Source organism: Pelomonas margarita, from assembly GCF_043555875.1.
GTDB classification, from domain to species: Bacteria; Pseudomonadota; Gammaproteobacteria; order Burkholderiales; family Burkholderiaceae_C; genus Pelomonas; species Pelomonas margarita.
Genome location: NZ_JBIGHW010000001.1, coordinates 472,643 through 497,606, shown reverse-complemented (window position 1 = coordinate 497,606; position 24,964 = coordinate 472,643). Strand labels below are relative to the sequence as shown.

23 protein-coding genes are annotated in these 24,964 nt (G+C 70.5%); 11 read left to right on the top strand and 12 right to left on the bottom strand.

Annotation, left to right across the window (positions count from 1 at the left end; all coding sequences use genetic code 11):
* From ACG0Z3_RS02250 to ACG0Z3_RS02230, 5 genes are all read left to right on the top strand, one after another.
* Positions 1-2,327, top strand: a 2,327-nt coding sequence (locus ACG0Z3_RS02250; protein ID WP_394394891.1) for a PKD domain-containing protein, incomplete at its 5' end; no start/stop codon positions are given.
* A 115-nt stretch (positions 2,328-2,442) separates the two neighbouring features.
* Positions 2,443-3,072 (top strand): hypothetical protein, encoded by a 630-nt coding sequence (locus ACG0Z3_RS02245; RefSeq protein ID WP_394394889.1) that lies wholly within the window; start codon positions 2,443-2,445, stop codon positions 3,070-3,072.
* Between the two features lie 72 nt (positions 3,073-3,144).
* Positions 3,145-4,854 carry a type I secretion system permease/ATPase gene (locus tag ACG0Z3_RS02240; protein ID WP_394394887.1) on the top strand — a complete coding sequence of 570 codons (1,710 nt, stop codon included), beginning with the start codon at positions 3,145-3,147 and terminating at the stop codon, positions 4,852-4,854.
* Positions 4,847-6,211 (top strand): HlyD family type I secretion periplasmic adaptor subunit, encoded by a 1,365-nt coding sequence (locus ACG0Z3_RS02235; protein ID WP_394394885.1) that lies wholly within the window; start codon positions 4,847-4,849, stop codon positions 6,209-6,211. Before ACG0Z3_RS02240 ends, ACG0Z3_RS02235 begins: the two co-directional genes overlap by 8 nt.
* Positions 6,212-6,253: 42 nt before the next feature.
* Complete coding sequence (locus ACG0Z3_RS02230) at positions 6,254-6,760, top strand: DUF4124 domain-containing protein (protein ID WP_394394884.1); 507 nt, start codon at positions 6,254-6,256, stop codon at positions 6,758-6,760.
* 1 nt (position 6,761) lies between these two features.
* Here the strand turns inward: ACG0Z3_RS02230 and ACG0Z3_RS02225 are convergent, their stop codons facing one another.
* Together ACG0Z3_RS02225 and ACG0Z3_RS02220 are read right to left on the bottom strand one after the other, a co-directional pair.
* Complete coding sequence (locus tag ACG0Z3_RS02225; RefSeq protein ID WP_394394882.1) at positions 6,762-7,070, bottom strand: RnfH family protein; 309 nt, start codon at positions 7,068-7,070, stop codon at positions 6,762-6,764.
* Positions 7,060-7,518 carry a type II toxin-antitoxin system RatA family toxin gene (locus ACG0Z3_RS02220; RefSeq protein ID WP_394394881.1) on the bottom strand — a complete coding sequence of 153 codons (459 nt, stop codon included), beginning with the start codon at positions 7,516-7,518 and terminating at the stop codon, positions 7,060-7,062. The genes ACG0Z3_RS02225 and ACG0Z3_RS02220 overlap by 11 nt, the downstream gene beginning before the upstream one ends.
* 47 nt (positions 7,519-7,565) lie before the next feature.
* Between ACG0Z3_RS02220 and smpB the strand changes: the two genes are divergently transcribed.
* Complete coding sequence (gene smpB / locus ACG0Z3_RS02215; protein WP_394394880.1) at positions 7,566-8,027, top strand: SsrA-binding protein SmpB; 462 nt, start codon at positions 7,566-7,568, stop codon at positions 8,025-8,027.
* A gap of 62 nt (positions 8,028-8,089) precedes the next feature.
* On the opposite strand, the gene ACG0Z3_RS02210 is transcribed toward smpB, so the two are convergent.
* The 4 genes from ACG0Z3_RS02210 to ACG0Z3_RS02195 all read right to left on the bottom strand — a co-directional run bounded on the left by ACG0Z3_RS02210 (position 8,090) and on the right by ACG0Z3_RS02195 (position 12,447).
* The gene (locus ACG0Z3_RS02210) at positions 8,090-9,274 is read right to left on the bottom strand and encodes a PLP-dependent transferase (RefSeq protein WP_394394879.1); all 1,185 of its coding nucleotides are present in this window, start codon (positions 9,272-9,274) and stop codon (positions 8,090-8,092) included.
* Entirely contained in the window at positions 9,271-10,653 is a 1,383-nt protein-coding gene (rimO, locus tag ACG0Z3_RS02205) for a 30S ribosomal protein S12 methylthiotransferase RimO (protein WP_394394878.1), read from the bottom strand. Before rimO ends, ACG0Z3_RS02210 begins: the two co-directional genes overlap by 4 nt.
* A 40-nt stretch (positions 10,654-10,693) precedes the next feature.
* Entirely contained in the window at positions 10,694-11,224 is a 531-nt protein-coding gene (gene phaR, locus ACG0Z3_RS02200; RefSeq protein ID WP_394394877.1) for a polyhydroxyalkanoate synthesis repressor PhaR, read from the bottom strand.
* 137 nt (positions 11,225-11,361) lie between these two features.
* On the bottom strand, positions 11,362-12,447 hold the full coding sequence (locus tag ACG0Z3_RS02195; RefSeq protein ID WP_394394876.1) for a LacI family DNA-binding transcriptional regulator: 1,086 nt from the start codon (positions 12,445-12,447) through the stop codon (positions 11,362-11,364).
* 269 nt (positions 12,448-12,716) lie between these two features.
* On the opposite strand from ACG0Z3_RS02195, the gene ACG0Z3_RS02190 reads away from it, so the two are divergent.
* From ACG0Z3_RS02190 to ACG0Z3_RS02180, 3 genes are all read left to right on the top strand, one after another.
* Entirely contained in the window at positions 12,717-13,580 is an 864-nt protein-coding gene (locus tag ACG0Z3_RS02190) for an alpha/beta hydrolase (protein WP_394394874.1), read from the top strand.
* Positions 13,581-13,679: 99 nt separating this feature from the next.
* Complete coding sequence (locus ACG0Z3_RS02185; protein WP_394394873.1) at positions 13,680-15,659, top strand: sialate O-acetylesterase; 1,980 nt, start codon at positions 13,680-13,682, stop codon at positions 15,657-15,659.
* A 305-nt stretch (positions 15,660-15,964) separates the two neighbouring features.
* On the top strand, positions 15,965-16,411 hold the full coding sequence (locus ACG0Z3_RS02180) for a hypothetical protein (protein ID WP_394394872.1): 447 nt from the start codon (positions 15,965-15,967) through the stop codon (positions 16,409-16,411).
* A 309-nt stretch (positions 16,412-16,720) separates the two neighbouring features.
* On the opposite strand, the gene ACG0Z3_RS02175 is transcribed toward ACG0Z3_RS02180, so the two are convergent.
* The 5 genes from ACG0Z3_RS02175 to galB all read right to left on the bottom strand — a co-directional run bounded on the left by ACG0Z3_RS02175 (position 16,721) and on the right by galB (position 20,719).
* Positions 16,721-17,119 carry a RebB family R body protein gene (locus ACG0Z3_RS02175; RefSeq protein ID WP_394394870.1) on the bottom strand — a complete coding sequence of 133 codons (399 nt, stop codon included), beginning with the start codon at positions 17,117-17,119 and terminating at the stop codon, positions 16,721-16,723.
* Entirely contained in the window at positions 17,116-17,355 is a 240-nt protein-coding gene (locus ACG0Z3_RS02170; protein ID WP_394394868.1) for a RebB family R body protein, read from the bottom strand. The genes ACG0Z3_RS02175 and ACG0Z3_RS02170 overlap by 4 nt, the downstream gene beginning before the upstream one ends.
* Positions 17,356-17,358: 3 nt before the next feature.
* Positions 17,359-17,598, bottom strand: coding sequence for a RebB family R body protein (locus ACG0Z3_RS02165; protein WP_394394866.1), 240 nt, complete (start codon positions 17,596-17,598; stop codon positions 17,359-17,361).
* Between the two features lie 62 nt (positions 17,599-17,660).
* Positions 17,661-17,873 carry a hypothetical protein gene (locus ACG0Z3_RS02160; protein WP_394394864.1) on the bottom strand — a complete coding sequence of 71 codons (213 nt, stop codon included), beginning with the start codon at positions 17,871-17,873 and terminating at the stop codon, positions 17,661-17,663.
* 128 nt (positions 17,874-18,001) lie between these two features.
* Positions 18,002-20,719 (bottom strand): beta-galactosidase GalB, encoded by a 2,718-nt coding sequence (gene galB / locus ACG0Z3_RS02155; protein WP_394394862.1) that lies wholly within the window; start codon positions 20,717-20,719, stop codon positions 18,002-18,004.
* 134 nt (positions 20,720-20,853) lie between these two features.
* Between galB and ACG0Z3_RS02150 the strand changes: the two genes are divergently transcribed.
* Together ACG0Z3_RS02150 and ACG0Z3_RS02145 are read left to right on the top strand one after the other, a co-directional pair.
* Positions 20,854-21,915 carry a LacI family DNA-binding transcriptional regulator gene (locus tag ACG0Z3_RS02150; RefSeq protein WP_394394860.1) on the top strand — a complete coding sequence of 354 codons (1,062 nt, stop codon included), beginning with the start codon at positions 20,854-20,856 and terminating at the stop codon, positions 21,913-21,915.
* Positions 21,912-23,495 carry a glycoside hydrolase family 43 protein gene (locus ACG0Z3_RS02145; RefSeq protein ID WP_394394858.1) on the top strand — a complete coding sequence of 528 codons (1,584 nt, stop codon included), beginning with the start codon at positions 21,912-21,914 and terminating at the stop codon, positions 23,493-23,495. Before ACG0Z3_RS02150 ends, ACG0Z3_RS02145 begins: the two co-directional genes overlap by 4 nt.
* Before the next feature lie 18 nt (positions 23,496-23,513).
* Here ACG0Z3_RS02145 and ACG0Z3_RS02140 read toward each other — a convergent pair whose 3' ends face one another.
* Positions 23,514-24,851 (bottom strand): family 43 glycosylhydrolase, encoded by a 1,338-nt coding sequence (locus ACG0Z3_RS02140; RefSeq protein ID WP_394394856.1) that lies wholly within the window; start codon positions 24,849-24,851, stop codon positions 23,514-23,516.
* Between the last annotated feature and the right edge of the window lie 113 nt (positions 24,852-24,964).

The window sequence follows — 24,964 nt, the reverse complement described above, 5'->3', positions numbered from 1 at the left end:
TCACCGCGGCACAACTCGCCACGCTGGGCGGCAGCGTCGGCCATGTGTTCGCGGACGATCAGGATGGCGCGGTCAACACCACCCCGCGCACCATCACCGTCACAGCCAGCGACGAGGACGGCGGCTCGGCGCAGGCCACCCGCGTCGTCAACGTCAACAACGTCGCGCCCACGCTGGCGCTGGGCGGCAGCGGTGCCGCCACCGCCGGCCAGGCCTACACGCTCAACCTCGGCGCCGTCACCGACCCCGGCCAGGACACGGCCACCAGCTACCTCATCGACTGGGGTGACGGCAGCCCGGCACAGACCGTCGCGGCCGCGGCGGGCAACGTCACCCACACCTACGCCAGCGCCGGCAACGCGACGATCTCCGTCACCGTCGTCGACGAGGACGGCAGCTTTGCCGCCGGCTCGCAGGCCGTGGCCATCGCGGCACCCACGCCGACGCTGAGCCTGGAAGCCGGCGCCGATGCCACGCTCGCCGAAGGCAGCACCTTCACGCGCACCATCAGCTTCAGCGACGGTCAGGACAACGGCGCTGCCGGCTGGACCTACACCGTCGACTACGGCGACGGCACCGTCATCAACGGCAGCACCGCCACGCCGTCGCTGGGCCTCAACCATGTCTACGCCGATGGCAGCACCAGCCATGCGGTCACGGTGACCGTCACCGATGTGGCCGGCGAGAGCGTCAGCGATGGCTTCAACGTCACGGTGAGCAACGTCGCGCCCACGGCCCCCGTGTCGGGTGCGGCCAGCGTCACCGAGGGCGTGGCCTACACGCTGTCGGTGGGTGTGGTCAGTGACCCTGGTGCCGATACGCGCAGCAGCTACAGCATCGCCTGGGGTGATGGCAGCGTCGAGAACTTCACGGCAGCCCAGTGGCAGGCTGCGGCTGGCAGCTTCTCGCATGTCTATGCCGATGGCAACGCCGCTCGCACCATCGTCGTCAGCACGACCGACGAAGACGGCAGCTTCGTGCTGGGCAGCCAGTCCGTGCAGGTCAACAACGCCAACCCGGGCCTGAGCCTGGCCGGTGCCGCCGCCACCAACGAAGGTGCCAGCTACTCGCTGGCCATCACCGGCTCGGACGTCAACGCCGACACCTTGAGCTACAGCATCGACTGGGGCGACGGCAGCCCGGCGCAGGTGGTCACCGCGGCGCAACTCGCCACGCTCGGCGGCAGCGTCGGCCACGTGTTCGCGGACGACCAGGATGGCCCCGTCAACACGACGGCGCGCACCATCACCGTCACGGCCAGCGACGAGGACGGCGGCTCCACGCAGACCACACACAGTGTCACGGTCAACAACGTCGCCCCGGGCATCGCCCTGGGTGGCAGCGGTGCCGCCACTGCGGGACAGGCCTACACGCTCAACCTCGGTGCCGTCACCGACCCCGGCCAGGACACACCCACCAGCTACGTCATCGACTGGGGCGACGGCAGCGGGCCGCAGACCGTGGCCGCCGTCAACGGCAACGTCACCCACACCTACGCCAATGCCGGCAACGCAACGATCTCCGTTAGCGTCGTGGACGAGGACGGCAGCTTCAACGCCGGTTCGCAGGCCGTGGTGATCGGCGGCGTGCCCACCGAAACCTTCCGCATCGGCGACTCGGCCGCCCGCAACAACAGCAGCGGCACGCTGTGGGGCGTTGACTGGACAGACCCCGAGGTGCTGGCGTCCACCCAGCACAAGGCCAACGCCACCAACACGGCGGAAGCCTGGACGACCGTGCGCCACAACGGCGCCTCGGCGCAGTTGCTGTCCGGACTTGACGTGTTCGCGGGCGACCTCGGCGTCAGCGGCCAGTCACTGGCCAGCAGCAGCGTGCGGCAGGAGATCGACGGCGCGGAAGCCCTGCGCTTCAACCTGGCTCGCGAAGCTGTCAGCGTGGACATCAACCTGTCGCGCTTCTTCCTGTCAGACGATGGCAGCGTCAACGCCGAGGCCGGCCTGCTGCGGCTGCTGGACGCGTCCGGCAACGTGGTCGGCGAGAAGGCCTTCTCCGCCACCAGCACCAGTGGCAGCCAGCTCGTCTCCGCCAGCGCCGCCGTCGGCTTCACGACGGTGGAACTGTGGGCGGGCGCCTACGACGGCAACACCTTCGTCCATGGCGCCTATGACGGCCCGAGCGGCACCGTGAATCCCTACACCGACAGCAGCGGCGCACACGGCAGCGACTACCTGCTGGACTGGGTGGAATTCACCTTCGAAATCCCCCAGCCGGCCGCAGCGCAGGTCATCGGCGTCGCGGGCTTGGAGCCCACCGACACGTCGCTGCCAGGCACCCCATACCGCCCGTGGATGCACACCGACGTATGACCACCAACGAACCCGTGACTCAGGGGTATGCCCGCTCACTGCACCGGCCTACAGTGGCGCGCATGAGCGCAGGCAGCAGGAGGCTGCCTCACCCTTCATACAGGACTCAAGAATCATGATGACAACTGCTCTGCGTTCCATCGCCGCCGCCTGCGGGGCGTTCTTCTGCTTCTCCATCCAGGCGGCCACCGTCGTCGTCGGCGAGCAATTGCCCGACACGACGCTGCTGGCGGGCGTGCAGTCCACCTCGGAAGCCACCCTCACCCCGGCCGCCCTGGCTGGCATCGCCGGCGGCTTTACCGGCTATCGCCTGGAGTTGATCCAGTGGTGGGGCTACGACCTGGCCGACCCGGACAACGCTGCAGCGCCGTTCGAAGTGAAGTTCAACGGCGCCGTGGTCACCGGCAGCCTCAGCCGCGATGCGGCAGGCGCGCTGGCTGCTGACGCCAACAGCCAGCCCGACACCCGGCTGTTCCTGTACTCGCTGGATCTGGACGATGCGGTCAATGTGTCGCTGACCGGTGCCAACAGCCTGTCCATCTGGAACATGGCACCGGACTCCGACTGGTACTGGCAGACCTCCGGCAGTGCCGACGAGGCCGACATGGCCTTCCGCTTGGCGGCCTCCCAGCCTGACAACAACCAGCTGCCCGAGCCCGCCTCGCTGGCCCTTGTAGCCTGTGCCGGTGTCGGCCTGCTGGCCGGAACGCGCCGTCGCAAGACCGTGCAGAACCCGACGCACTGAACGCGCCCTGGCGCACCCTGAACGCCCCGCCCTGCCGGGGCGTTGCTTTTGCTCTCGAACCAGGACTGCCGGATGAACCTGCTCGGCCAACGCCTGCCCCTTGTCACGCCGCTGGGCCGCGCCATGGCGGCCGTGCGCAGCACGCTGGGCTGGGTGGCGTTCTTCAGCTTCTTCGTCAACCTGCTGGCGTTGACCTCGTCGATCTACATGATGCAGGTCTACGACCGCGTGCTGGCCTCACACAGCCTGCCCACGCTGCTGGGCCTGACGCTGTTCGCACTGGCCTGCCTGCTGACGCTGGCGGGGCTAGAGGTGGTGCGCTCGCGTCTGCTGGTGCGCCTGGGCGCACGGCTGGATGCACAGCTCTCCGGCCTGCTGTTCGAGAAGACGCTCGCCGCCGGCCGCAACAGCCAGGCGCTGCGCGACCTGGACCAGCTGCGCGGCTTCGTCACGGGCAGCACCATGCTGTCGCTGCTGGACGCGCCGTGGATGCCCATCTACATCGGCCTGGTCTACCTGCTGCACCCGTGGCTGGGTCACGTTGCGCTGCTGGGGGGCGTGGTGCTGTTCCTGCTGGGCCTGTGGAACGAGCGCGCCACTCGCGCCGCGCTGGCAGAGGCTGGCGCCGAGATGGCGGCCGGCGCGCGCTTCGCCGAGATCTCGGCCCGCAACACCGACGTGATCCGCGCCATGGGCATGCTGCCTGGCCTCGCGCGGCTGTGGCGCCAGCGCCATGACTACGGCATCGGCCTGCAAGGCCTGGCCAGCGACAAGGCCGCGCTGGTGGCAGCCTGGGCTAAGTCCGTGCGGCTGCTGCTGCAGATCGCCGTGCTGGGCGTGGGCGCGTGGCTTGTCATCCGCGCCGAGTGCACGGCGGGCGTGATGATCGCCGCCAGCATCATCATGGGCCGGGGCCTCGCGCCGCTGGAGCAGGCCATCGGAGGCTGGCGCGGCTTCCTGCAGGCGCGCGAGAGCTATGGCCGGCTGCGCCAGGAGATCGGCCAGGAGAAGCCGCAAGACGAGCCCATGCCACTGCCGGCACCCAAGGGCCTGCTGGCCTTCGAGGGCGTGTCCGCTGCGCCGCCGCAGTCGCGCCGCCTGACGCTGCAAGGCATCGATTTCACGCTGCAGCCCGGCACGTGCCTGGGCATCACCGGCCCCAGCGCCGCAGGCAAGAGCACGCTGGTGCGGCTGGCGGTGGGCGTGTGGGCGCCGGCCGCCGGCGCTGTGCGCCTGGACGGCGCCCGCATCGACGAGTCCCCGCGAGAACATGTCGGCCCCCATATCGGCTATCTGCCGCAGGACATCGAGCTCTTCCCCGGCTCGGTGGCGGCCAACATCGCGCGCTTCGGCGAGGTGGATGCAGAGCGTGTCGTTGAGGCCGCGCAACTGGCGGGCTCGCACGCCATGATCCTGGCGCTGCCTGAGGGCTACGACACCGTCATCGGCCCCGCTGGCGCCAACCTGTCCGGCGGCCAGCGCCAGCGCATCGGCCTGGCGCGTGCCTTCTACGGCAACCCGCCGCTGATCGTGCTGGACGAGCCCACCAGCAACCTCGACGCCGAAGGCGAGGCCGCCGTGCGCCAGGGCATCGACGAGATGAAGCGCCGCCAGCGCACCGTGCTGGTGGTGGCCCACCGCCCGGCGCTGCTGGGCGGCACCGACCAGATGCTGGTGCTGGTGGGCGGCCAAGTCGTGAAGTTCGGCGCTACGCAGGAACTGATGCCGCAGATCACCCGCAAGAGCGCACTGGCGCCCGAAGAGGAGGCCGCCCGTGCCTGAAGCCGCAACTGCCGCCGCCGCACTGCGCGAGCAGGCGATCGCCGCCATGGTGGTGGGCGAGGACAAGGCGGCCGCCGAGACGCGCCGCTGGGTGCGCCTGGGCCTGCTGCTGCTGGCCAGCACGCTGGGCGTGGCGCTGGTGTGGTCGGCCAGCGTGCCGCTGGCGTCCGCCGTGGTGGGCTCCGGCATGCTCAAGGTGGACTCTAGCCGCAAGCGCCTGCAGCATGCCGAGGGCGGCATCGTGAAGGAGATCCTGGTGAGGGACGGCGCCCGCGTGACGGCCGGCCAGGTGCTGGTGCGGCTGGACGAGACGCGTGCCGCCGCCGGCCACGGCGTGGTCACCGGCGGGCGCGACGTGGCGCTGGCCTCGCTGGCGCGTCTGGTGGCCGAACGCGACGACAAGGCCGTCATCGCCTGGCCGCCGGAACTCGAGACACGCGCCGGCGACCAGCAGGTGGCCGAGATCCTGCGCGCGCAGCGCAGCATCTTCGAGTCGCGCCGCAGCAGCCGTCTGGGCGAGCTGTCCATCCTGGACCAGCAGATCGCCGCGCTACGCTCCGAGATCACGGGCTATGACAGCCAGCGCCGCAGCAAGGAAGAGCAGCTGGACAGCCTCAAGCGCGACCTCGAAGGCCTGCTGGACCTGGACAAGACCGGCATGGTCGAGAAGACCAGGCTGCGCGCCACCGAGCGCGACATCGCGCGGCTGGTGGGCGAACGCGACGAGCTCGTCTCGCGCGCCGCCACCACGCGCACCAGCATCAGCGAGAAGGAGCTGAAGAAGTTCCAGGTTCGCAAGGCCTTCCAGGAGGACGTAGCGGCCGAGCTGAAGAAGGTGCAGGCCGAGAACTTCGAGCTCATCGAGCGCGAGAGCGCCACCCGCCGCACGCTGGAACTGACCGAGGTGCGCGCGCCGGTGGACGGCGTCGTGACCGACCTGCGCATCCATACGCCCGGCGGCAGCATCTCGCCCGGTGAGCTGCTGATGGAACTGGTGCCCAGTGACGACAAGCTCGTCGTCGAGGTCAAGGTGCCACCGTTCGAGATCGACCGCGTGCAAGCCGGTCAGCTGGCCGGCGTCAAGCTGCATGCCTTCAACTCGCGCTCACTGCCTGAGCTGGACGGCCGCGTTACCTACGTCTCGGCCGACGCCGCGACCGACCCGCGCACCGAGCAGTCCTGGTTCGTCGCCAAGGTGGACATCCCGGCCAGCGAACTCGGCAAGCTGGGCGAAGGCAACCGGCTGCAGCCGGGCATGCTGGCCGACGTCTACATCCGCACCGGGGAACGCACCTTCCTGGGCTACCTGCTGGAACCGTTGACCGACAGCTTCCGTAAGGCGTGGCTGGAGCGCTGACAGCGGGTGGCCGTCAGGCTACCCGCCGCTAAACTGAATCCCATGCACCACAAGCTCCTCATCGCCGCCCTGATCGCGATCGGCCTGGCCGCCCCGGCGCAGGCCCAGTGGAAGTGGCGAGACGCGCAAGGAAAGGTGCAGTACAGCGACCGCCCGCCGCCCAGCGGCACGCCGGAGAAAGACGTGCTGCAGCGCCCCGCCAACGCCACGCGCACCATCACGGTGGTGCCGGTCGGCCAGGCTACCGCCGCAGCCGCATCGGCGCCCCGCGTGGCGGCCAGTGCGCCCTCCAAGGCCGAGCAGGAAGCGGCGGCACGCGACAAGCAGGAGCAGGACCGCGAAGCCGCCAAGCAGAAGGAAGCCGAGCATCGTCAGGCCGAGTTGCGCCGCCAGAACTGTGGCCGCGCCCAGGCCAACCTGCGCGAGCTGCAGAGCGGCATCCGCATCACGCGCACCAACGAGCAGGGCGAGCGCGTGTTCATGGATGACGCGCAGCGCCTGGCCGAGGTCGAGCGTGCGCGCGGCCTGATCACCAGCGAATGCCGCTGAGTCAGGTGCTGCTGCCAGCCTTGGGGCGGTGGCGCGACACGATGCGCTCGCCACGCGCGACATAGCGCTGCCGGCGAGCCTCCTTCGGGTCGACCGTCAGAGGGCGGTAGACCTCGATGCGGTCCCGCTCGCGCAGCGGCGTCGCCAGCGGCCGCGCGCGACCCCAGATGCCTACACGCAGCTCGCCCGGCGGCTGGGTGAAATCGGCGCAGCCCCGCAGCGCTGACTCGATGGTGGCGCCCGCCTCCACCTCCAGCCAGCGGTGCTGCACATCGCCCGCCTGCGGGCTCCAGACCAGCTCAACGCGCACCGTACTGCACCTCGGCGCGTTGCACGAAGCTGTCGACGAAGGTGTTGGCGATGCGGTCGAACACCGGGCTGACCACAGCCTCCAGCGCGCCGCTGCTGAACGCGTAGCTCAGCTCGAAGACGACCTTGCAGGCGCTGGGCTCGCCGGTCGTGCCGGGCTTGTTCAGTGGCAGGAACTGCCAGACGCCGTCCAGGTGCGAGAACGGGCCATCCACCAGCGTCATGTGCACGGTGCGGCCGGCCTCGTTGCGGTTGCGCGTGGTGAAGGCATGCCGCACACCGGCATAGGCCAGGTGCAGGCGCGCGGTGACGGCATCACCGTCCTGCGCCAGCACATCGACCTTGTTGCACCACGGCAGGAACTCGGGATAGCGCTCCACGCCGGTGACCAGCTCGTACATCTCCTGCGGCGTGTACCAGAGCAGAACGGACTTTTTGACCTGCTTCATAGAATGGCGGGATTGTAAGAAGGGCTTAGGCCCCCAAATTCGCTTCCATGTCCATTGCCGAGAACCGCCGCGCCCGTTACGACTACCACATCGAAGAGCAATTCGAGGCCGGCGTGGTGCTGTCGGGCTGGGAGATCAAGGCCATCCGTGCTGGCCAGGTGCAGCTGACCGACGGCTACGTGCTCATCAAGGACGGTGAGCTGTTCCTGATCGGCTGCCGCATCAATGCGCTGCGCAGCGCCTCCACGCACGTCACACCCGAAGCCGATCGCACGAAGAAGCTCTTAATGCACAAGGCCGAGATCAAGCGGCTGGTCGGCAAGGTGGAGCAGCGCGGCTTCACACTGGTGCCGCTGAACCTGCACTACAAGGGCGGCCGCGTGAAGGCCGACATCGCGCTGGCCAAGGGCAAGGCCCAGCATGACAAGCGCGAGACCGAGAAGAAGCGCGACTGGGAGCGTGAAAAGGGCCAATTGATGCGGCACGCATCAATTGGCCGCAAGGACTGACGAGACGCGCCAGCGGATCGTTGGCACTTTCGCCAAAAGGGCAGCTGATGCGGCACAAGGTGTCAGCCAAGGGCTGACAGCGCTTGTTCCAGGTCGGCCTGCAGGTTGGCCGCCGCTTCCAACCCGATGGCGAAGCGCACCAGCGTGCGGCCCTCGAAGGGCAGCGGCAGGTTGCGGCTGCGGCTCATGTCGTAGGGCACGGCCAGGCTCATCGGGCCAGCCCACGAGTAACCGATGCCGAACAGCTGCAGCGCATCGACGAAAGCGTCGACCTGGCGGGCGCCGTACCCGGGCTTGAACACCACCGAGAACAGGCAGGCCGCGCCCGCACCGCCGACCGCCAGCCAATGCTCGTGGCCCGGCGAGCCGGGCAGCGCCGGGTGGAAGACCTGCGCCACCTCGGGCCGGCCTGCCATCCATTGCGCCAGCTGACGCGTCACGCGGTCCTGAGCCTCGTAGCGCAGCTGCAGCGTCGGCAGGCCGCGCAGCACCAGCTCCACGTCGTTCTGGCCCAGGCCGTAGCCCAGGTGCTCGTGTGCGTGGTTGAGCCGGTCATGCAGGCGCTTGTCGCGCGTGCAGACGGAACCCATCAGCACGTCTGCGCCGCCGCTCGGGTATTTGGTCAGTGCCTGCACGACGATGTCGGCCCCCAGCCCCGGGTGGGTGGCCGGTGCCGGCTCGAAGCCGTTGAAGGCCAGGCCCGCGCCCCAGGTGTTGTCCAGCGCCGTGGTCACGCCGCGCGCGCGGCAGGCGGCCAGCGTGCCGAGCAGGTCGGGGAACTCCAGCGTGATGGAGCCCGCCGCTTCCAGCCACACCAGCTTGGTGTTGTCACGCAGCTCCGGCACCGTCAGTGGGTCGTAGAAGCGGTGCGTGACACCCCACTGCGGCAGCCACGATTCGGTGAGGTAGCGGTTCTGGCCGTAGACGTTGTCCGGCACCAGCACCTCGTCGCCCGGCCGCAACATGGCCAGCGAGGGCAGCGTCACGGCCGCCAGGCCGCTGGGCACCAGCAAGCAGTGCTCGGCGCTCTCCAGCGTGGCCAGGCGGGCCGCCAGCGTGTAGCTGGTGGGCGTGCCGTGCAGACCGTAGCGGTAGCTCAAGCCGTCACGCGGCCGGGGCTTGTGCAGGTCAGCCGTGTTCTTGAACAGCACGGTGGACGCCTTGGCCACGGGCACCGGCACCGCATCCCAGCCTTCGGGGGCGCGGTAGGGGTGATGGATCAGCGTCGTGGCCGGGCTGCGCTTCAAACGAGGCTCCCCACCAGGTCGTGCCCGTCGGCAGCGACGATGCGCACGCGCGCGAAGTCGCCCACCTTCATCGTCTTGCTGGCCTTCTCCGGCGGCAGGATCTTCACCGTGCCGTCGATCTCGGGCGCGTCAGCGTAGGTGCGGCCCACGCCGCCCTTGCGGCCCAGCGCCGGGGCGCTGTCCACCAGCACCTGCATGGTCTGGCCGACGCGGGCCTGCAGCTTGGCGGCCGACACCTGCTCGGCCACGGCCATGAAGCGAGCGCGGCGCTCCTCGCGCACCTCGTCGGGCAGCGCGCCGGGGATGTCATTGGCGCCGGCGCCTTCCACCGGCGAATAGGCGAAGCAGCCGGCGCGGTCAATCTGTGCTTCCTGCATGAAGTCCAGCAGGTACTGGAATTCCTCTTCCGTCTCACCGGGGAAGCCGGCGATGAAGGTGGAGCGGATCACCAGCTCCGGGCAGGCCTCGCGCCAGCGCAGGATGCGCTCCATGTTCTTCTCGCCGTTGGCGGGGCGCTTCATGCGCTTGAGCACGTCCGGGTGGGCGTGCTGGAAGGGCACATCCAGGTAGGGCAGCACCAGGCCCTGCGCCATCAGCGGCAGCACCTCGTCCACGTGCGGATACGGGTAGACGTAGTGCAGGCGCACCCAGGCACCAAAAGGCTTGGCCAATTCGCCGAGCTGGGCGACGAGGTCCAGCATGCGGGTCTTGACCGGCTTGCCGTCCCAGAAGCCCATGCGGTACTTCACGTCCACGCCGTAGGCCGACGTGTCCTGGCTGATGACCAGCAGCTCCTTCACACCGCTCTCGAACAGCGCGCGGGCCTCGTTCAGCACGTCGCCGATGGGGCGGGACACGAGGTCGCCGCGCATGCTGGGGATGATGCAGAACGAGCAGCGGTGGTTGCAGCCCTCGCTGATCTTCAGATAGGCGTAGTGCTTGGGCGTGAGCTTCACGCCAAAGGCCGGCACCAGATCGACGAAGGGGTCGTGCGGCTTGGGCACGTGCGTGTGCACCGCATCCATGACCTCCTGCGTCGCATGCGGGCCGGTCACGGCCAGCACGCTGGGGTGGATCTCGCGCACCAGGCTGCCGGCGTCGCTGCTGGCGGCACCGGCCTTGGCGCCCAGGCAGCCGGTCACGATGACCTTGCCGTTCTCGGCCAGTGCCTCACCGATGGTGTCCAGGCTTTCCTTGACGGCGTCGTCGATGAAGCCGCAGGTGTTGACGATCACCAGGTCGGCCCCGGCGAAGGTCTTGGAGGTCTCGTAGCCCTCGGCGCGGAGCTGGGTGAGGATCAGCTCGCTGTCGGTCAGGGCTTTCGGGCAGCCCAGACTGACAAAGCCGATCTTGGGGACGGAGGTGGTCGTGTCGTTCATCGCCGTATTTTCGGCGATGTGAGCGCGCTGGCCTACGGAGCTACTTCTTGGGGCCGAACGGGAACATCGCGCCCGCGTTCTTGAGCTGCTCCTGCCACTGGTTCATCAGCGTCTTTGACTGCTCCGCGTAGCCACCCATCAGGCCGGTCCAGGCGTCGGGGCTGAAGGGCGAACCCGGCGTCTGCTCGGTGAAGCGCTGCTGCATGTCGGTGAAGGCCTGCATCTGGCGCTCCAGCAGCCCGCCCATCACGCCCTGCATGGCCCCGCCGTAGAACCGGATGATCTGGGCCAGCGAGTTCGTGGAGAACATCGGCACGCCGCCGGTCTCCTCCTCCAGGATGATCTGCAGCAGGATGGCGCGGGTCAGATCCTCGTGAGTCTTGGCGTCATGCACCTCGAAGGCGATGCCGTCCAGCACCATGCGCTTCACATCGGCCAGCGTGATGTAACTGCTGGTCTGCGTGTCGTAGAGACGGCGGTTGGGGTACTTCTTGAGAATGCGCAGCCCAGCCTTGCTGTCGGGGGCGGCGGTGTCATCGGTACTTGCCGCTTTCTTGCGGGCAGTCGCCATGCGGGGATCTCCTGTGCAGTGCAGCAAATTCTAGGCAGTCCCCGAGCGTCGCCCCGGACGGGTTTCCCTGGGTCTCGGGAAAGCCACAACACGCGCCCCCCTTGGGCGTCAACACTCAGCGGCGTGAGCGGTCGGGCTCAGGCCGGTGCGAGCGGGCGCACCGCAGGCCGGCGCTTGGGAGCCGCATCTGACTGCCGGCGCACCAGCTCATGCGCCATCTGCTGCTGGACAGGCGCCAGCAGCCCGCCGTTGCGCGCGGCCCGGATGTGGCGCACCAGCACGTCCACGGCCGCGCCGGCCATGTCGCCGATGGGCTGGCGCACCGTCGTCAGCTCGGGCCAGATGGTGGTAGCCAGCGGGGTGTCGTCAAAACCCACGACGGTCAGGTCGCTGGGCACGTACAGGCCCAGGCGCTGCGCCGCCGCCACCGTGGCCGCGGCCATGTCGTCATTGCTCGCGAAGATGGCCGACGGGCGGCGGGGGCCCTGCAGCAACTGCTCGGCGGCCGCCAGCCCTGACTGGTAGCTGAAGCGCCCCTGCGCCGTCTGCACATCGAGCCGCGCATCCAGCCCCGCCTCGGCCACCGCAGCCTGGAAGCCAGCCAGCCGCCGCGCGGCGCTGCTCTGCGCGGGGTTACCCACGACGAAGCCCAGCCGCTGATGGCCGAGTGCCAGCAGGTGGCGGGTCATCTCGTAAGCGGCCTGGTAGTCGTCGATGCCCACGGCGTGCAGGCCGGGCTCGGCCCGCCCGGCCGACACCGTGACCGCCGGCGTACCGCTGCGGGCCACCAGGTCCAGCAGCGCCCGGGATTCGCAGAACGGCGGCGGCAGGATCAAGCCGTCCACACCCTCGGCCAGCATGGCGGCCACGACGTCGACACCGTCGCGGCCCACATCGCAGGCCCGGGCCAGCAACTGCACGTGACGCAGGCTGATCCTGGTCAGCAGGCCCAGCATGAAGCCGTTCAGATAGCCTGCCCGGCTGCTCCCGTACGGCAGGCCGATGACGATGGGCCGCGAGCCCGCCAGCCGCCGCGCTGCCGGGTTGGGCGTGTAGTTCAGCGCGGCAATCGCCGCCTGCACCTTGGCGCGGCTGTCGGGCCGCACCGAGGGCTCGGCATTGACGACGCGGGACACCGTCATCGTCGACACCCCGGCTAGCCGGGCGACATCGGCCACCGTCGCCGGCCTCGGCGCCGGGCCGGTTTGCCGTGTGTGCTTCATGGGCCTCCCTCCGAACCTCAGGCGCCCTGCGGCCCCGCCCTGCATCCTAGAAACCCTCAAACACAACGGGCAATCACATTCCCGCCGCCACCGATGCCGGCCTTGGCATCGCGTCCCTCACCACCGCACACACGGCGAGCGCGGCTGATTGACACGATCACCGAAGCCACATCGCCGCTGCGAGAGAAGTCATCAACGGGCTGGGCCGGCAGCACGCGGCGGCTGTCCACACTACGCCGACCATGACACCACGCCGTCGACACCTGCCCTTGCTGCTCGCGCCCCTGCTCGCCCTGATAGCCACGAGCACCGCCCGGGCCCAGCCGCCCGGCCCGCTGAGCTGGCCCATCACGCTGCGCGCCGACGACCGGCCCGCCTTCGGCGCGCCGCCACCCGGCTGGGACCGCCCGGGCGACGGTATCCCGCGCGGCCGCCTGGAGATGGTCAGCTACGACTCGCGCACCGTCGGCACGCGCCGCCGCCTGCTGGTCTATACGCCGCCGGGCCACGACCCGCAACGCGCCTACCCGGTGCTCTACCTGCTGCACGGCATCGGCGGCGACGAGACCGAATGGCAGCGCTTCGCCGCGCCCGAGGTGCTGCTGGACAAGCTCATCGCCGCCGGCCGCGCCCAGCCCATGATCGTCGTCATGCCCAACGGCCGGGCCCAGCCCAACGACCGGGCCGAGGGCAACGTGTTCGCGGCCGCGCCGGCCTTCGCCCGCTTCGAGCGCGACCTGCTGGACGACGTCATTCCCGCGATCGAATCACGCTACCGCACGCGCACCGACCGCGAGGGCCGCGCGCTGGCCGGCCTGTCCATGGGCGGCGGCCAGGCGTTGAACTTCGGGCTGCGCCACACCGACCGCTTCGCCTGGTTGGGCGGCTTCTCCGCCGCGCCGAACACCCTGCCCCCGGCCACGCTGGTGCCCGACGCCGCCGCCGTGGCCTCGCTCAAGCTGCTGTGGCTGTCCTGCGGCAGCAAGGACGGCTTGCTGCGCGTCAGCCAGGACCTGCACGCCCACCTCCAGACCCTGGGCGTGCCCCATGTCTGGCATGTGCCGGCCCACGGCCACGACGCCGCGCAGTGGAAGCAGGACCTGCACCACTTCGTACCGCTGCTGTTCCGCTAACGTCGCCGGCCACCGGCGGCCCGCACCACAGCCCGCAAAATCTCGCGCGCACGCGTCACTTCGGTGCCCGCCCCTTCGCAAAAATCAGGAGACAAACCCATGACGACCCCGCCCTGCACCCCGCCGCTGCGCCGGCTGCTGCTACCCGCCCTGTTCGCCCTGCTGGCCGGCACCGCCCAGGCCGAGGTGCGCCTGGCGCAGGTGTTCGGCGACCACATGGTGCTGCAGCGCGACCAGCCCATCCGCATCTGGGGCTGGGCCACGCCCGGCCGCACGCTGACCGTCAGCCTGGCCGACCGGCAGACCAAGGCCCAGGCCGGCGCCGATGGTCGCTGGACCGCCCAGCTGCCCGCGCTGCAGGCCGGCGGCCCGCACCAACTGCGCGTCAACGGCGACGGCGAAGCCAGCCGCCGCGACCTGCTGATCGGCGACGTCTGGCTACTGAGCGGCCAGTCCAACATGGAGTGGCCGCTCGCGGCCACCGACACTGGCGCGCAGGAGATCACGTCGCCGCAGAACGCCCAACTGCGCCAGCTGCGCGTGCCCCTGCGCGCCAGCCTGCGGCCCGAGGCCGACATCGCGCCTGCGCCCTGGGTGGTGGCCGAGGCCGGCAAGGTGGCTGAGTTCAGCGCTGTGGGCTACCACTTCGCGCGCCAGATGCAGACCACGCTGGGCGTGCCTGTCGGCCTGGTCAACACTGCCTGGGGCGGCTCGCACCTGGAGACCTGGATGCGCCGCGACGCCGTGCTCGCCGACGCCACGCTGGCCCCCTTCGTCAAGGACCTGCCCAGCGACAACGCCGGCTTCGCCCAGGCGCTGCGCCAGCGCCTGCAGGCCCGCGTGGCCGGCTGGCAGCCCGGCCTACCCCTGGCCGCCGCCGACGCTGCAGGCTGGAATGCCGCCCACGCGCTGGACGGCACCTGGCCCCAGCTGCAGGCACCCGGTGTGTGGGAAGGCCAGGGCCTGGCCGACCTGGACGGCATCGTCTGGCTGCGCCGGGCGGTCACGCTCAGCGCCGCCCAAGCCGGCGGTGCCGCCGAGCTGCATCTCGCCAAGGTGGACGACTGCGATGAGGTCTGGGTCAACGGCCAGAAGGTGGGCGGCCAGTGCGGCTACGACCAGCCGCGCCGTTACCCCGTGCCCGCCGGCCTGCTGCGCGCCGGGGACAACTGGATCGCCGTGCGCGTGACCGACACCGGCGGCGGCGGCGGCATCCACGGCGACGCCGCCTCGCTGCGGCTGGACACCGCAGCCGGCCCTGTACCGCTGGCCGGCGCTTGGCGCGCCCGCGTGGAGCAGGTCAGCGTGGCCAACGGCCCCACCGCCAACGACGCGCCCACGCTCGCCCACAACGGCCTCATCGCGCCGCTGCAAGGCCTGGCCTTGCGCGGCGTGCTCTGGTACCAGGGCGAAAGCAACGCCGGCCGCGCCGCCGCCTACGCAGGTGGCTTCCAGGCGCTGATTCAGGACTGGCGCCGCCAGTTCGGCCAGCCTCAGCTGCCCTTCTACTTCGTGCAGCTCGCGTCCTTCCTGCCGCTGCAGAACAACCGCCCCGGCCACGGCGGCTGGGCCGAGCTGCGTGACGCACAGGCCCAGGCGCTCAAGCTACCGAACACCGGCATGGCGGTCGCCATCGACGTGGGCGACGCCAACGACATCCACCCCCGCAACAAGCGCACGCTGGGCCAACGACTAGCCGGCCTGGCGCTGCACGACCTGGGCCTGCGCACCGCGCCCGCCACCGGCCCCGTACTGGCCGGCAGCGAGGTGCGCGGCGGCGAGCTGTGGCTGCGCTTCAAGCACACCGGCGGCGGCCTGCGCCCGGCACTGGCCAACGAAGCGCTGCGCGGCTTCGTGCTGGCAGGCGCCGACCGCAAGTTCGTGCCCGCGACGGCCCGCATCGAGGGCGACGCCGTCGTCCTCAGCAACCCTGCCGTGGCTGCTCCGGTGGCGGCCCGCTACGCGTGGATGGACAACCCGAGCGAGTCCAACCTCGTCGGCGGCGACGGTCTGCCGGCGGCACCGGCGCGCAGCGATGGCTGGGCGCTGGAGTCGGCGGGGAAGCGGTATCCACAGTGAGCGCCCGGGTGGGGTTGGTCTGATTGGCGCTCAAGATATCGGCCAGAGCATTGCCGTGGGGAAGGCCGATTGGCAGGCCGATCAGCCCGAATCGCCAGGTGCCAGAGACTTGATAGAACTCGCCGGCGCACTCGCCCATCTGCTTGCAGGCCACGATGAAACGCGATAGCTTGAGTTGCACACCGTCGAGCCCAACGAACGCCACGCCGGAACAGCGACGCTCAATGCTGCAGCCTGCAGGCGGCTCCCTTCCAACGTCACGCCCCATGCCACTTCGTTCAAGCGCCCTTCTGCTCCTGACCCTGATGTCCACCCCGGCGTGGACGGCCTCCGACACCGCGTTGGCGCCCGTGCAACGGGCCTACCGTGACTTCGCCTGGGAAGCGGTGGTGGACAGCCCTGGCGTGGGCCAGCCGCTGCTGACCCAGTCCAACGCGGCCTGGGCACGCTACTTCTCACCCGGCCTGATCCAGCAACTGCGCGCTGACAGGCGCTGCGTTGCCCGGACACGCGGACCCTGCCGGCTGGACTTCAGCCCGCTGTGGGCGTCGCAAGACCCCAGCGCGACGCGGCTGGTGATCCAGCCCGGCGCCATGCCGGCCACGGTCGAGGTGTCGTTCGACGTGCCCGGCAGCGGGCAGCAAGCGCGCATCGTCTTTCACGTCGTGCGGCGCCCCGAGGGCTGGCGCATTGACGACGTGACGTACGCAGACGGCCAGCGCCTGCGGCAGGTGCTGGCAGCGCCCCGCTGAGCGGCGATGCAGCACACGAGAGCCGGGCAAGCCGGCCGCCTTACTTTGGCGGCACGCTGATCAGCAGGCCCCGCCTCGTCGGCAGCGACGAATGGGCGCTGGGCCAACGGGAAAAAGGCCTCTGCGGTGAACAAGGTTCCATGGCCCAAAGACCTGCCGTCGTAGATTGGCGGCGCTCCGCTCCAGCCGCTGCAGGCAGCCATGTTCTTGCCCCCTTTCAATGGCGCGGCATTGCCCCGGGCTGCCGGGGGCGAGAGCGAGGCATCCCAGGGATGCCCGCGACACGGCGCGCCGTCCCGGCGCATCTGTTCAGGTGGCGGGCGTCGGCGCAACGGCAGGGTCCGGCACCGCAGCAATGGCTTTCTCGATCTCGTCGCGCAAACTCGCCAATGCGGCATGGAGTGCGCTGATCTGGCGGTCAATGCCAGGATTCATCAGCGGCGACTCTGCCAGTTTCAACACTGCCTCGGCCTGCTCGGTGCGACCATCCAACAGCGCCGTGGCAGCAGCCGTAGTCATCGCGCAGCGCAGCGTGAAGCTGTGCTGTTGTTGCTGAACTGCGTTGTGCATGGCCAAGCTCAGCGCATGAGAGAGCGCCTGGTAGGCGGCACCGGCTGCGAAAGGCTGCCGGCTGCCGCGCAGCAGGTCGTTGACCTGCTGCATCGCATCAACGACTTGATCGTTGCTTGCCGCAGCGTCCTCGGTCATGACTTCGATGCGGCAGCGCCCAGCAGTGTGGCGATAGCGCGTGTGGTAACCGCCTGTGCAAGGCTGGTACCGAGTTGCTGCTGGTCGGTAGCGTTCTGTGCTGCCAGTGCGAGTGCCTGGGCAGTAGCCTGGTAGAGCGCGCCCATCGACGCGGCTGCTGCATCGCCCAGAACCTGGACGTTGGCCTGCGTGACCGCATCGGTGATCTGGTCATTGACGGCGGTGGGGAAGGCCATGGCTTACACCTTGTCGGCTGCGCCGCCCAGCAGGATCTGGACACAACGGGTGGTGACCGCCTGGGCGATCTCATTGCCCTGCTGCTGTGCCGCAGTGGCATTGTGGGCAGCGTTTGCCAGTGCCTGTGCGGTGGCCTGGTAGAGACTACCCATCGCCATGGCGGGCGCGTCACCCAGGACCTTGACGTTGGATTGCGTCACGGCGTCCGTGATCTGACTGTTCACTGCGGTTGGGAAGGCCATGTGATTGCTCTCTTTCTTGGGGGGGCTGACACCTGCTCGCTACTGGCTTTGCAGGCCAATCATCAAGCTGACGGGAAGATTCGTTGCACCACCTGCGCCACCGAGGCGTCGGCAGCAGCCACGGCGTTCTCGGCAGCCTCCATGGAGAGCACGTGCGCTGGCGATTCGGGAACTTCCGGCTCCGCAGCGTCTTCCGACGGGCTCAGGGTGGCAGCGGGCGCCGCTGCAGAGGGCGGCAACTCTGCAGCCGCGTCGAGTGCTTCGGGAATGCTCATGCGCCGCATCCTGCCCAGTCGGCAGGTGGCCTGCATCCTGTTGATTGATGATGCCGTGTTGGTAACGCGTTAGATAGGTCAGCGGCTGCGTCAACCGCTGGCACCGCCCACACGGCTGGGCGAGTGCCCTACTTCGACTGCGTGGTGATCACGACCGCCGCCGGCGACAGCCCGTCGGCCTCGGCGCGCACGACCAGCCGCCCCGCCGCACCGGCACGGCTGCGGATGATGGCCAGCGCCTGGCCGCTGAAGGCACGGCGGCTGGCGGAGGGGAAGGGTTCGAAGCTGGAGGCGTCGCCGTTGTCGGTGGCGACGAGCTCGCCCGGGCTGTCGATGCTGAAGCGCACGCGCGTGTCGGCGCGTGGCACGGTGCGGCCTTGGGCGTCGGTGATGCGCAGCGTGATGAAGCTGAGGTCGCGCCCGTCGGCTGCGATGCCCGTACGGTCGGCCTGCAGCTCGAGCTTGTCGGCCACGCCGGCCGTCTCGACGCGGGCCGTCGCCCAGGGCTGGCCGGCCTTGTAGGCCTGCAGCGTCAGCGTGCCCGGCTCATAGACCACGTCGTCCCAGCGCAACCGGTATTCGCCCGGGCCCTTCTTGCGCTTGCCCAGCGAGCGGCCGTTCAGGAACAGCTCGGCCTCGTCGCCGCTGGTGAAAGCGTGCACAGGCGTGACCTGTCCGACCCGTTCGGGCCAGGTCCAGTGCGGCAGTAGGTGGGCCATGGGCAGCTCGGGCCGCCAGCGCGACTGGTAGAGCCAGTAGCGATCCTTGGGGAAACCGGCGAGGTCGACGATGCCGGAGTAGGAGCTGCGCGCCGCGTAGTAGGGCGTGGGCTCGCCGAGGTAGTCAAAGCCGGTCCAGACGAACTCGCCGGCGACGAACGGGTGGGCGTCCAGCGCCTTGAACACCTTGTCGGCGGACGAGCCGAAGTCCACCGCATACAGCTCGTAGCCGCTGACCTGCCGCGCGGCCGAGTCGCCGCCGCGGCCGTCGCGCGTGATGGAGCTCTGCGCGGGCGTGACAGGGAAGTGATAAACGCCGCGGCTGCTGAAGGCCGAGGCCGTCTCGCTGCTGAGAATGAGCTTGCCCGGGAAGGCTGCGCGGAAGTTGGGGTACTGCGGCGGCGTGCGGATGCGGTCGGTGCCGATGAACTCAGGGTCCTGGCGTATGCCCTCGCCCTGGTAGTTGAGGCTGATGACGTCCACCTCGGCGGGCAGCGGCATGTCGGCCTTGGCGAAGTTCATCGCAGTGGTGGTGGGACGCGTCGGGTCTTCCTCGCGAGCGATGGCGTGCAGGCGGCGCGCTACGGCAGCACCTTCGGCGCCGGTGTACTGCTCGCCCACCTCGTTGCCGATGCTCCACATGACGATGGACGGGTGGTTGCGGTCGCGGCGCAGCATGGCGCGCAGGTCGGGCTCGTGCCAGTCCGGGAAGATGAGGTGGAAGTCCAGCGGCGTCTTCTTGCGCTCCCAACTGTCGAAGATCTCGTCAACCACCAGCAGACCCAGGCGGTCGCACAGGTCCAGGAACTCGACCGCCGGCGGGTTGTGCGCCAGACGGATGGCGTTGGCGCCCATGGCCTGCAGGATCTGCAGCTGCCGCTCGGCGGCGCGCAGGTTAAAGGCTGTGCCCAAGGCGCCCAGGTCGTGGTGCAGGTTGACGCCCTGCAGCTTCACCAACTGGCCGTTGACGTGCAAGCCGGTGTTGGCATCGAAGCGCAGCGTGCGGATGCCGAAGGGCGTTTCATGCCGGTCCACCTCGCCGGCCGACGCGAGCAGCCGCGTGACGGCCACGTAGCGGTGCGGCTGCTGCTTCGGTGCCGGCCCCCACAGGCGCGGCCGGCGGACCTGCAGCGTGGCGGTCAGCTCGCCCTGCCCGCCCGCCGGCACGTCCAGGCCCCGCTGGCGCGCACGGGCGACGGCGCGGCCCTCGGGGCGGCCGTCGGCACCCAGGGCGTAGAGCTCGGTGAGCACGTCCACGGTGGCGGCGCGGGCGCCGTCGTTGTCGACCTGCACGCGCACCGCGACGGTGGCCCGCTCGGGCGACACCTGCGGCGTCGTCACCGTCGTGCCCCAGTGGGCCACATGCACCGGGGCGGTCTTGGTCAGCCAGACGCTACGGTACAGCCCGGCACCCGGGTACCAGCGGGCCGACTCGGGCGGGTTGTCCAGGCGGATGACGAGCTGGTTGGCCTCGCCAGGGCGGGCCCATGGCGTCAGGTCCAGCCGGAAGGAGTTGTAGCCATAGGGCCAGCCGCCCACGAGGCGGCCGTTGAGCCAGACGGTCGCGTACGACATCGCGCCATCCACGTCCAGAAACAGCGAGCGGCCCCTGTCGCTGGCAGGGATGTCCAGCGCGCGGCGGTACCAGACCGGCCCCCAGGTCTGCAGCCGGCCCATGCCGCCATAAGGGCCAGTCTCCAGGAAGGGCCCGGCGATGGCCCAGTCGTGCGGCAGCGTGACGGCCTGCCAGCCGCTGTCGTCAAAGCCCGGGCGTACGTAGTCCACCTCGCTGCCGGGGTGGCCCTCGGGGCGGCGGTGGCGCTTCGCCGGGTCTCGGATGAAGGGGTTGGCGCTGGGCAACACCCAGGGCTTGAGCACGCGGCCCGGCGCGCTGGCCACAGCCTTAACCGCTTCGTCGGGGCGCGCGTCGGCCACCTTGCCGTCGGCCGAGGCGGTCACCTCGGGCCGCAGGTCGTACATCAGCTGCGCCGTGGCGCCGACCGGGTCGCCGCGCTGGAAGCGCCAGCCGGCGGCCAGCTCGATGCGCTCGCGTGCGAGGGCCGGCAGCACGACCAGCAGGCTCAGGGCCAGACCGGCGGCAAGGCGCCGCCCGAGGGTACGAAGCATGGGAGTCTCCTGATCGTTGCCGGTATCGCTCTCAACGGCGTTCCGGTCTGTCCATCGCCTGGGAAAACACCAAACAGTGTGGCTTGGCCGACAAATATGATAGCGATACCAATCACGTCGAGACCACACTTCTCATGAAGTTGACCGAAGCCGGGATGCCGCCCGCGCCGCCCCCACGCCCGGTCTTGCGGGCGCGGCTGGACGACGTCGCCCGCGAGGCCGGCGTCAGCCTGGCCACGGTAGACCGGGCGCTGAACCGGCGCCCGGGCGTCAGCACGCGGACGCTGCAGCGCGTGCAGGAGGCGGTGTCGCTGCTGGCGATGCGCAGCGACGCAGCCACGGCGGCACAGCCCCGCGAGCGCTGCTGGCTGCTGTGCTTTCTGCTGCCCACCGGGGCTGGACCCTTCGTGGCGCAGGTGCGCGAGGCGCTGCAGGCGCTGGCGCCCTGGTTGGCGGCGCAGCAGGCGCGCGTTGACGTGCGCACGACCGACGCGGGCGCGCCGGCGGCTGCAGCGGCTGCCGTGCGCCGGCTGCGCGGGCAGTACGACGCGGTGGTGCTGATGCTGGCGGATGCGCCGGCCGTGCGCGACGCGGTCGCGCGCATGGCCGGCGACGGTACCTGCGTCGTCACGCTGGCGTCCGACATCGCAGCAGCGGCCCGCCAGCACTTCGTCGGCATCGACCACCAGGCCGCCGGGCGCACCGCCGCTGCGCTGCTCAGCCGCAGCCTCGCGGGGCGTGCGGGACAGATCGGCGTCCTGCTGGGCTCGCCGGCACTGCTGGGCCAGGCCCAGCGCCTGGCCGGGTTCCAGGAGCGCATGGCGCCCGAGCAGGATCGGCTCGAACTACTGGCGCCGCGCGTGTCGGGCGGGCGGCCCGAGCTGGCGCGGGCGCTGCTGGCGCAGCTGCGCGCCGAGCAGCCGGCGCTGGTGGGGCTGTACAGCATCGAGGCAGGCGACGACGGGCTGCACGGGGCGCTGCAGGGCAGCGGCCTGGCCTGGGTGTGCCACGAGCTGACGCCACACACCCGCGCGGCACTGCAGGACGGCACGGCCAGCGCGGTCATCGGGCAGTCGGCCGCGCAGCAGACGCAACTCGCCTGCCGCTGGGCGCTGGCCCGGCTGGCGCGCCAGCCGCCGCCCGCCGACGCCACGCCCCCGCGCATCGAGATCTACCTGAAGGACAACCTTCCATGATGTACATGCAGCTCACCGGCATCGCCCGGTCGCTGATGGCCGCAGCCTTCGCGGCGGCTGTACTGACCGCTCCGCTCGCCAGCGCCTGGCAGGCCGACAACGGCGACGGCACATACACCAACCCGCCGCTGAACGCCGACTACCCCGACCCCGACGTCATCCGCGTCGGCGAGGACTTCTACTTCGCCACCACCACCTTCGCGAACGCGCCGGGGCTGCGCATCCTGCACTCGCGCGACCTCGTCAACTGGACCATCGCCGGCCATGTGCTGCCGCGCCTGCCCGGCGGGCCGGCCTTCGACCTGGACGGCGGCAACGTCTACCGGCGCGGCGTGTTCGCGCCCAGCCTGCGCTTCCACCAAGGCGAGTTCATCGTGGCGTTCACCGTGGTGGGCCAGCACACGCGGCTGTGCCGCGCCGCGCAGGTGGCCGGCCCGTGGCGCTGCCACACGCTGGACCGCGCCGCCTTCGACCCGGCGCTGTTCTTCGACACCGACGGCCGCGCCTACATCGCCACCGCCATCGGCAGCGACGGCACTGTGACGCTGCTGTCGCTGAGCCCGGACCTCACCCGCGTGACCGAGGCGCGCCAGATCCACCACATCCCCGGCGCCGAGGGCTCCAAGCTGATACGCCGTGGCGACTGGATCTACCTGTTCAACGCGGTGCCCCGCCGGCTGGCGATGACGATCTCGCGCGCGCGCGCGCTCACCGGCCCGTGGGAAACCATCCCGTCCATCAACAGCGCCGAGACCGGCGGCCACCAGGGCGCCATCGTGGATCTGGCGGACGGTCGCTGGTGGGGCTTCGTCATGCAGGACCGGCCGGCCATCGGCCGCGTCACCAACTTCAGCCCCATCTTTTGGCGCGACGACTGGCCCGTGTGGGGCACGCCCGAGGCGCCCGGCCGCGTGCCGGCCATCGCGCGCAAGCCGGTGCAGGGCCAGCCACGCGCCGCGCCAGCCACCTCGGACGGCTTCGACGCGCCGCAGCTCGGCCTGCAATGGGCGTGGAATCACAACCCCGACGACACGCGCTGGTCGCTGACCGAGCGGCCGGGCTTCCTGCGCCTGAAGGCGACGACGGCCCGCAGCTTCTGGACCGCACGAAACACGCTGACGCAGAAGGGCCAGGGCCCGTACAGCCGCGCCGACGCGCAGCTGGACCTGCGCGGCCTGGCCGCCGGCGACCGCTGTGGCCTGGGCACACTGGGCAAGGTGAACGCCGGCATCGCTGTCGTGCGGGCGGCGGACGGCAGCCTCTCGCTGCAGCGCCACACCCTCATCGACCAGGGCGACAGCCAGGACGCCACCACCCTGCCCGGCCCGGCCGTGCCGCTGGCGGCCAGCCGCGTGACGCTGCGGCTCGAGATGGACTTCGGGCGCGCACGCGGGCGGCTGTCCTGGCTGGACGGCGCGCAGGCGCGGCCGCTGGGCGACGAGTTCGAGCTGATCTACGACTGGCGCACCGGCACCTTCCAGGGCCCGCAGGTAGCGCTGTTCTGCTTCAACCCGGACCGCGAGGGCGGCCACCTGGACGTGGACAGCGTGCAGTTCAGCGACAGGCCGCCGGCCGACTGAACGCGTTGGCCACGCGCCTCACGGCGCGGCGTCGTGCAGTGCGAAGGCGAAGTCGGCCGTGCGGCCCTGCTTGTCGTGGAAGCGCCGGCCGTCCAGGTAGGCCGCGCCGTCGGCGTAGGCATCGCCACGGCTGGCGCGCAGATAGCAGCTGAGCGCGCCACGCGGGCCGCGCAGTTCGAGCGCGTAGCGGCGGCCGGCCTTCAGCTGTACCGGCGGGCCACCCGCAAGCGTCAGCTCCAGCAGGCCGGCGCCTTGCGGCTGGTAGGCGAGCGCGAGGCCATCCCCGCCGCCCAGCAGCTCGGCGCCGCTGCCCAGGCTGTCGGCATCGGACTGCGCAGGCCCCAGGTCCAGCAGTGCCAGCCGCAGCGGCGCGGTGGCGGACGTACCCTGCCCGTCGCCCGCATACAGGCTGATGCGGCCCAGCGTGAAATCGGCGCGTGGCACAAAGGTCTGGGCCAAGCGGGCCGCCCCGCCATGGCTATTGAACCCCCAGGGCTCGGGTGCCTGCTCGAAGGGCGAGCGCACCGAGGCCAGCCGGACCTCGCCGCGCCAGGCCGACGGGTAGCCGGTGATGAACTGCCCCACCCGCAGCTGCGGGTCGCTGCGGCCGTGGTCCGGCACTGCCGGCCGGGCGGGCGGCGGTGTGGCCGGCCCGCTCACGCCAGCCTCGGTCTGGGCCACCGGCACCAGCGTGCCGTCTTCCAGGTAGTGCAGGTACTCCAGCGCCACGGAGCGCCGCCCCAGGGCGCCGGTCTGGCCGTCCGGCAGCGTCAGCGTGGCGTTGTGATAGACGAGGTAGGAGCGCCCCCGGAAGTCGTCGATGAGGCCGGCGTGGATGGTGTAGCTGTTGCGCGCGGTGCCGGTGAGCTCGCCGCGGTAGGTCCAGGGGCCGCGCATGCTGGGCGCGGTGGCGTAGGACAGGTGCTCCCACAGGCCCTGGCGGGCCATGGAGGCGTAGGTCAGGTAGTACAGGCCCCGGCGCTTGGACAGCCAGGGCCCCTCGGTGTAGTTGGGCAGCGCGATCTTCTCGATGGGGCCGTCCAGCTCGGTCATGTTCGGCTTGAGCCGGGCCAGGTAGAGCACCGGGTTGCCCCAAGCCATCCAGGCGCTGCCGTCGTCGTCGATGAAGACCGTGGGGTCGATGTCGTTCCAGCCGTAGGGGCTGGGCGTGGTGGCGTCGGTGACGAGGGCGCTGCCGCGTGCGTCCTTGAACGGGCCGAGCGGGTGGTCGGCGGTGAACACGTCACGCAGCGCAGGGTTGCTGCCCGGCGCGTGCGGCTGCGCGGCGCCCGCCTGGGCCGCCATCAAAGCCCAGGAGAACACGAAGGCACGCAAAGAAAAGCTGGCCTGGTTCATGACATTCCCGGCGCGCACGCCACAAAAAAGGCCGGCTTTGCAGCCGGCCCAAGCCCAACCGAGGGCACCAGAGGCCGGCGCCACCCAGGCGCCGGCAAACTTGCGCAGCACGC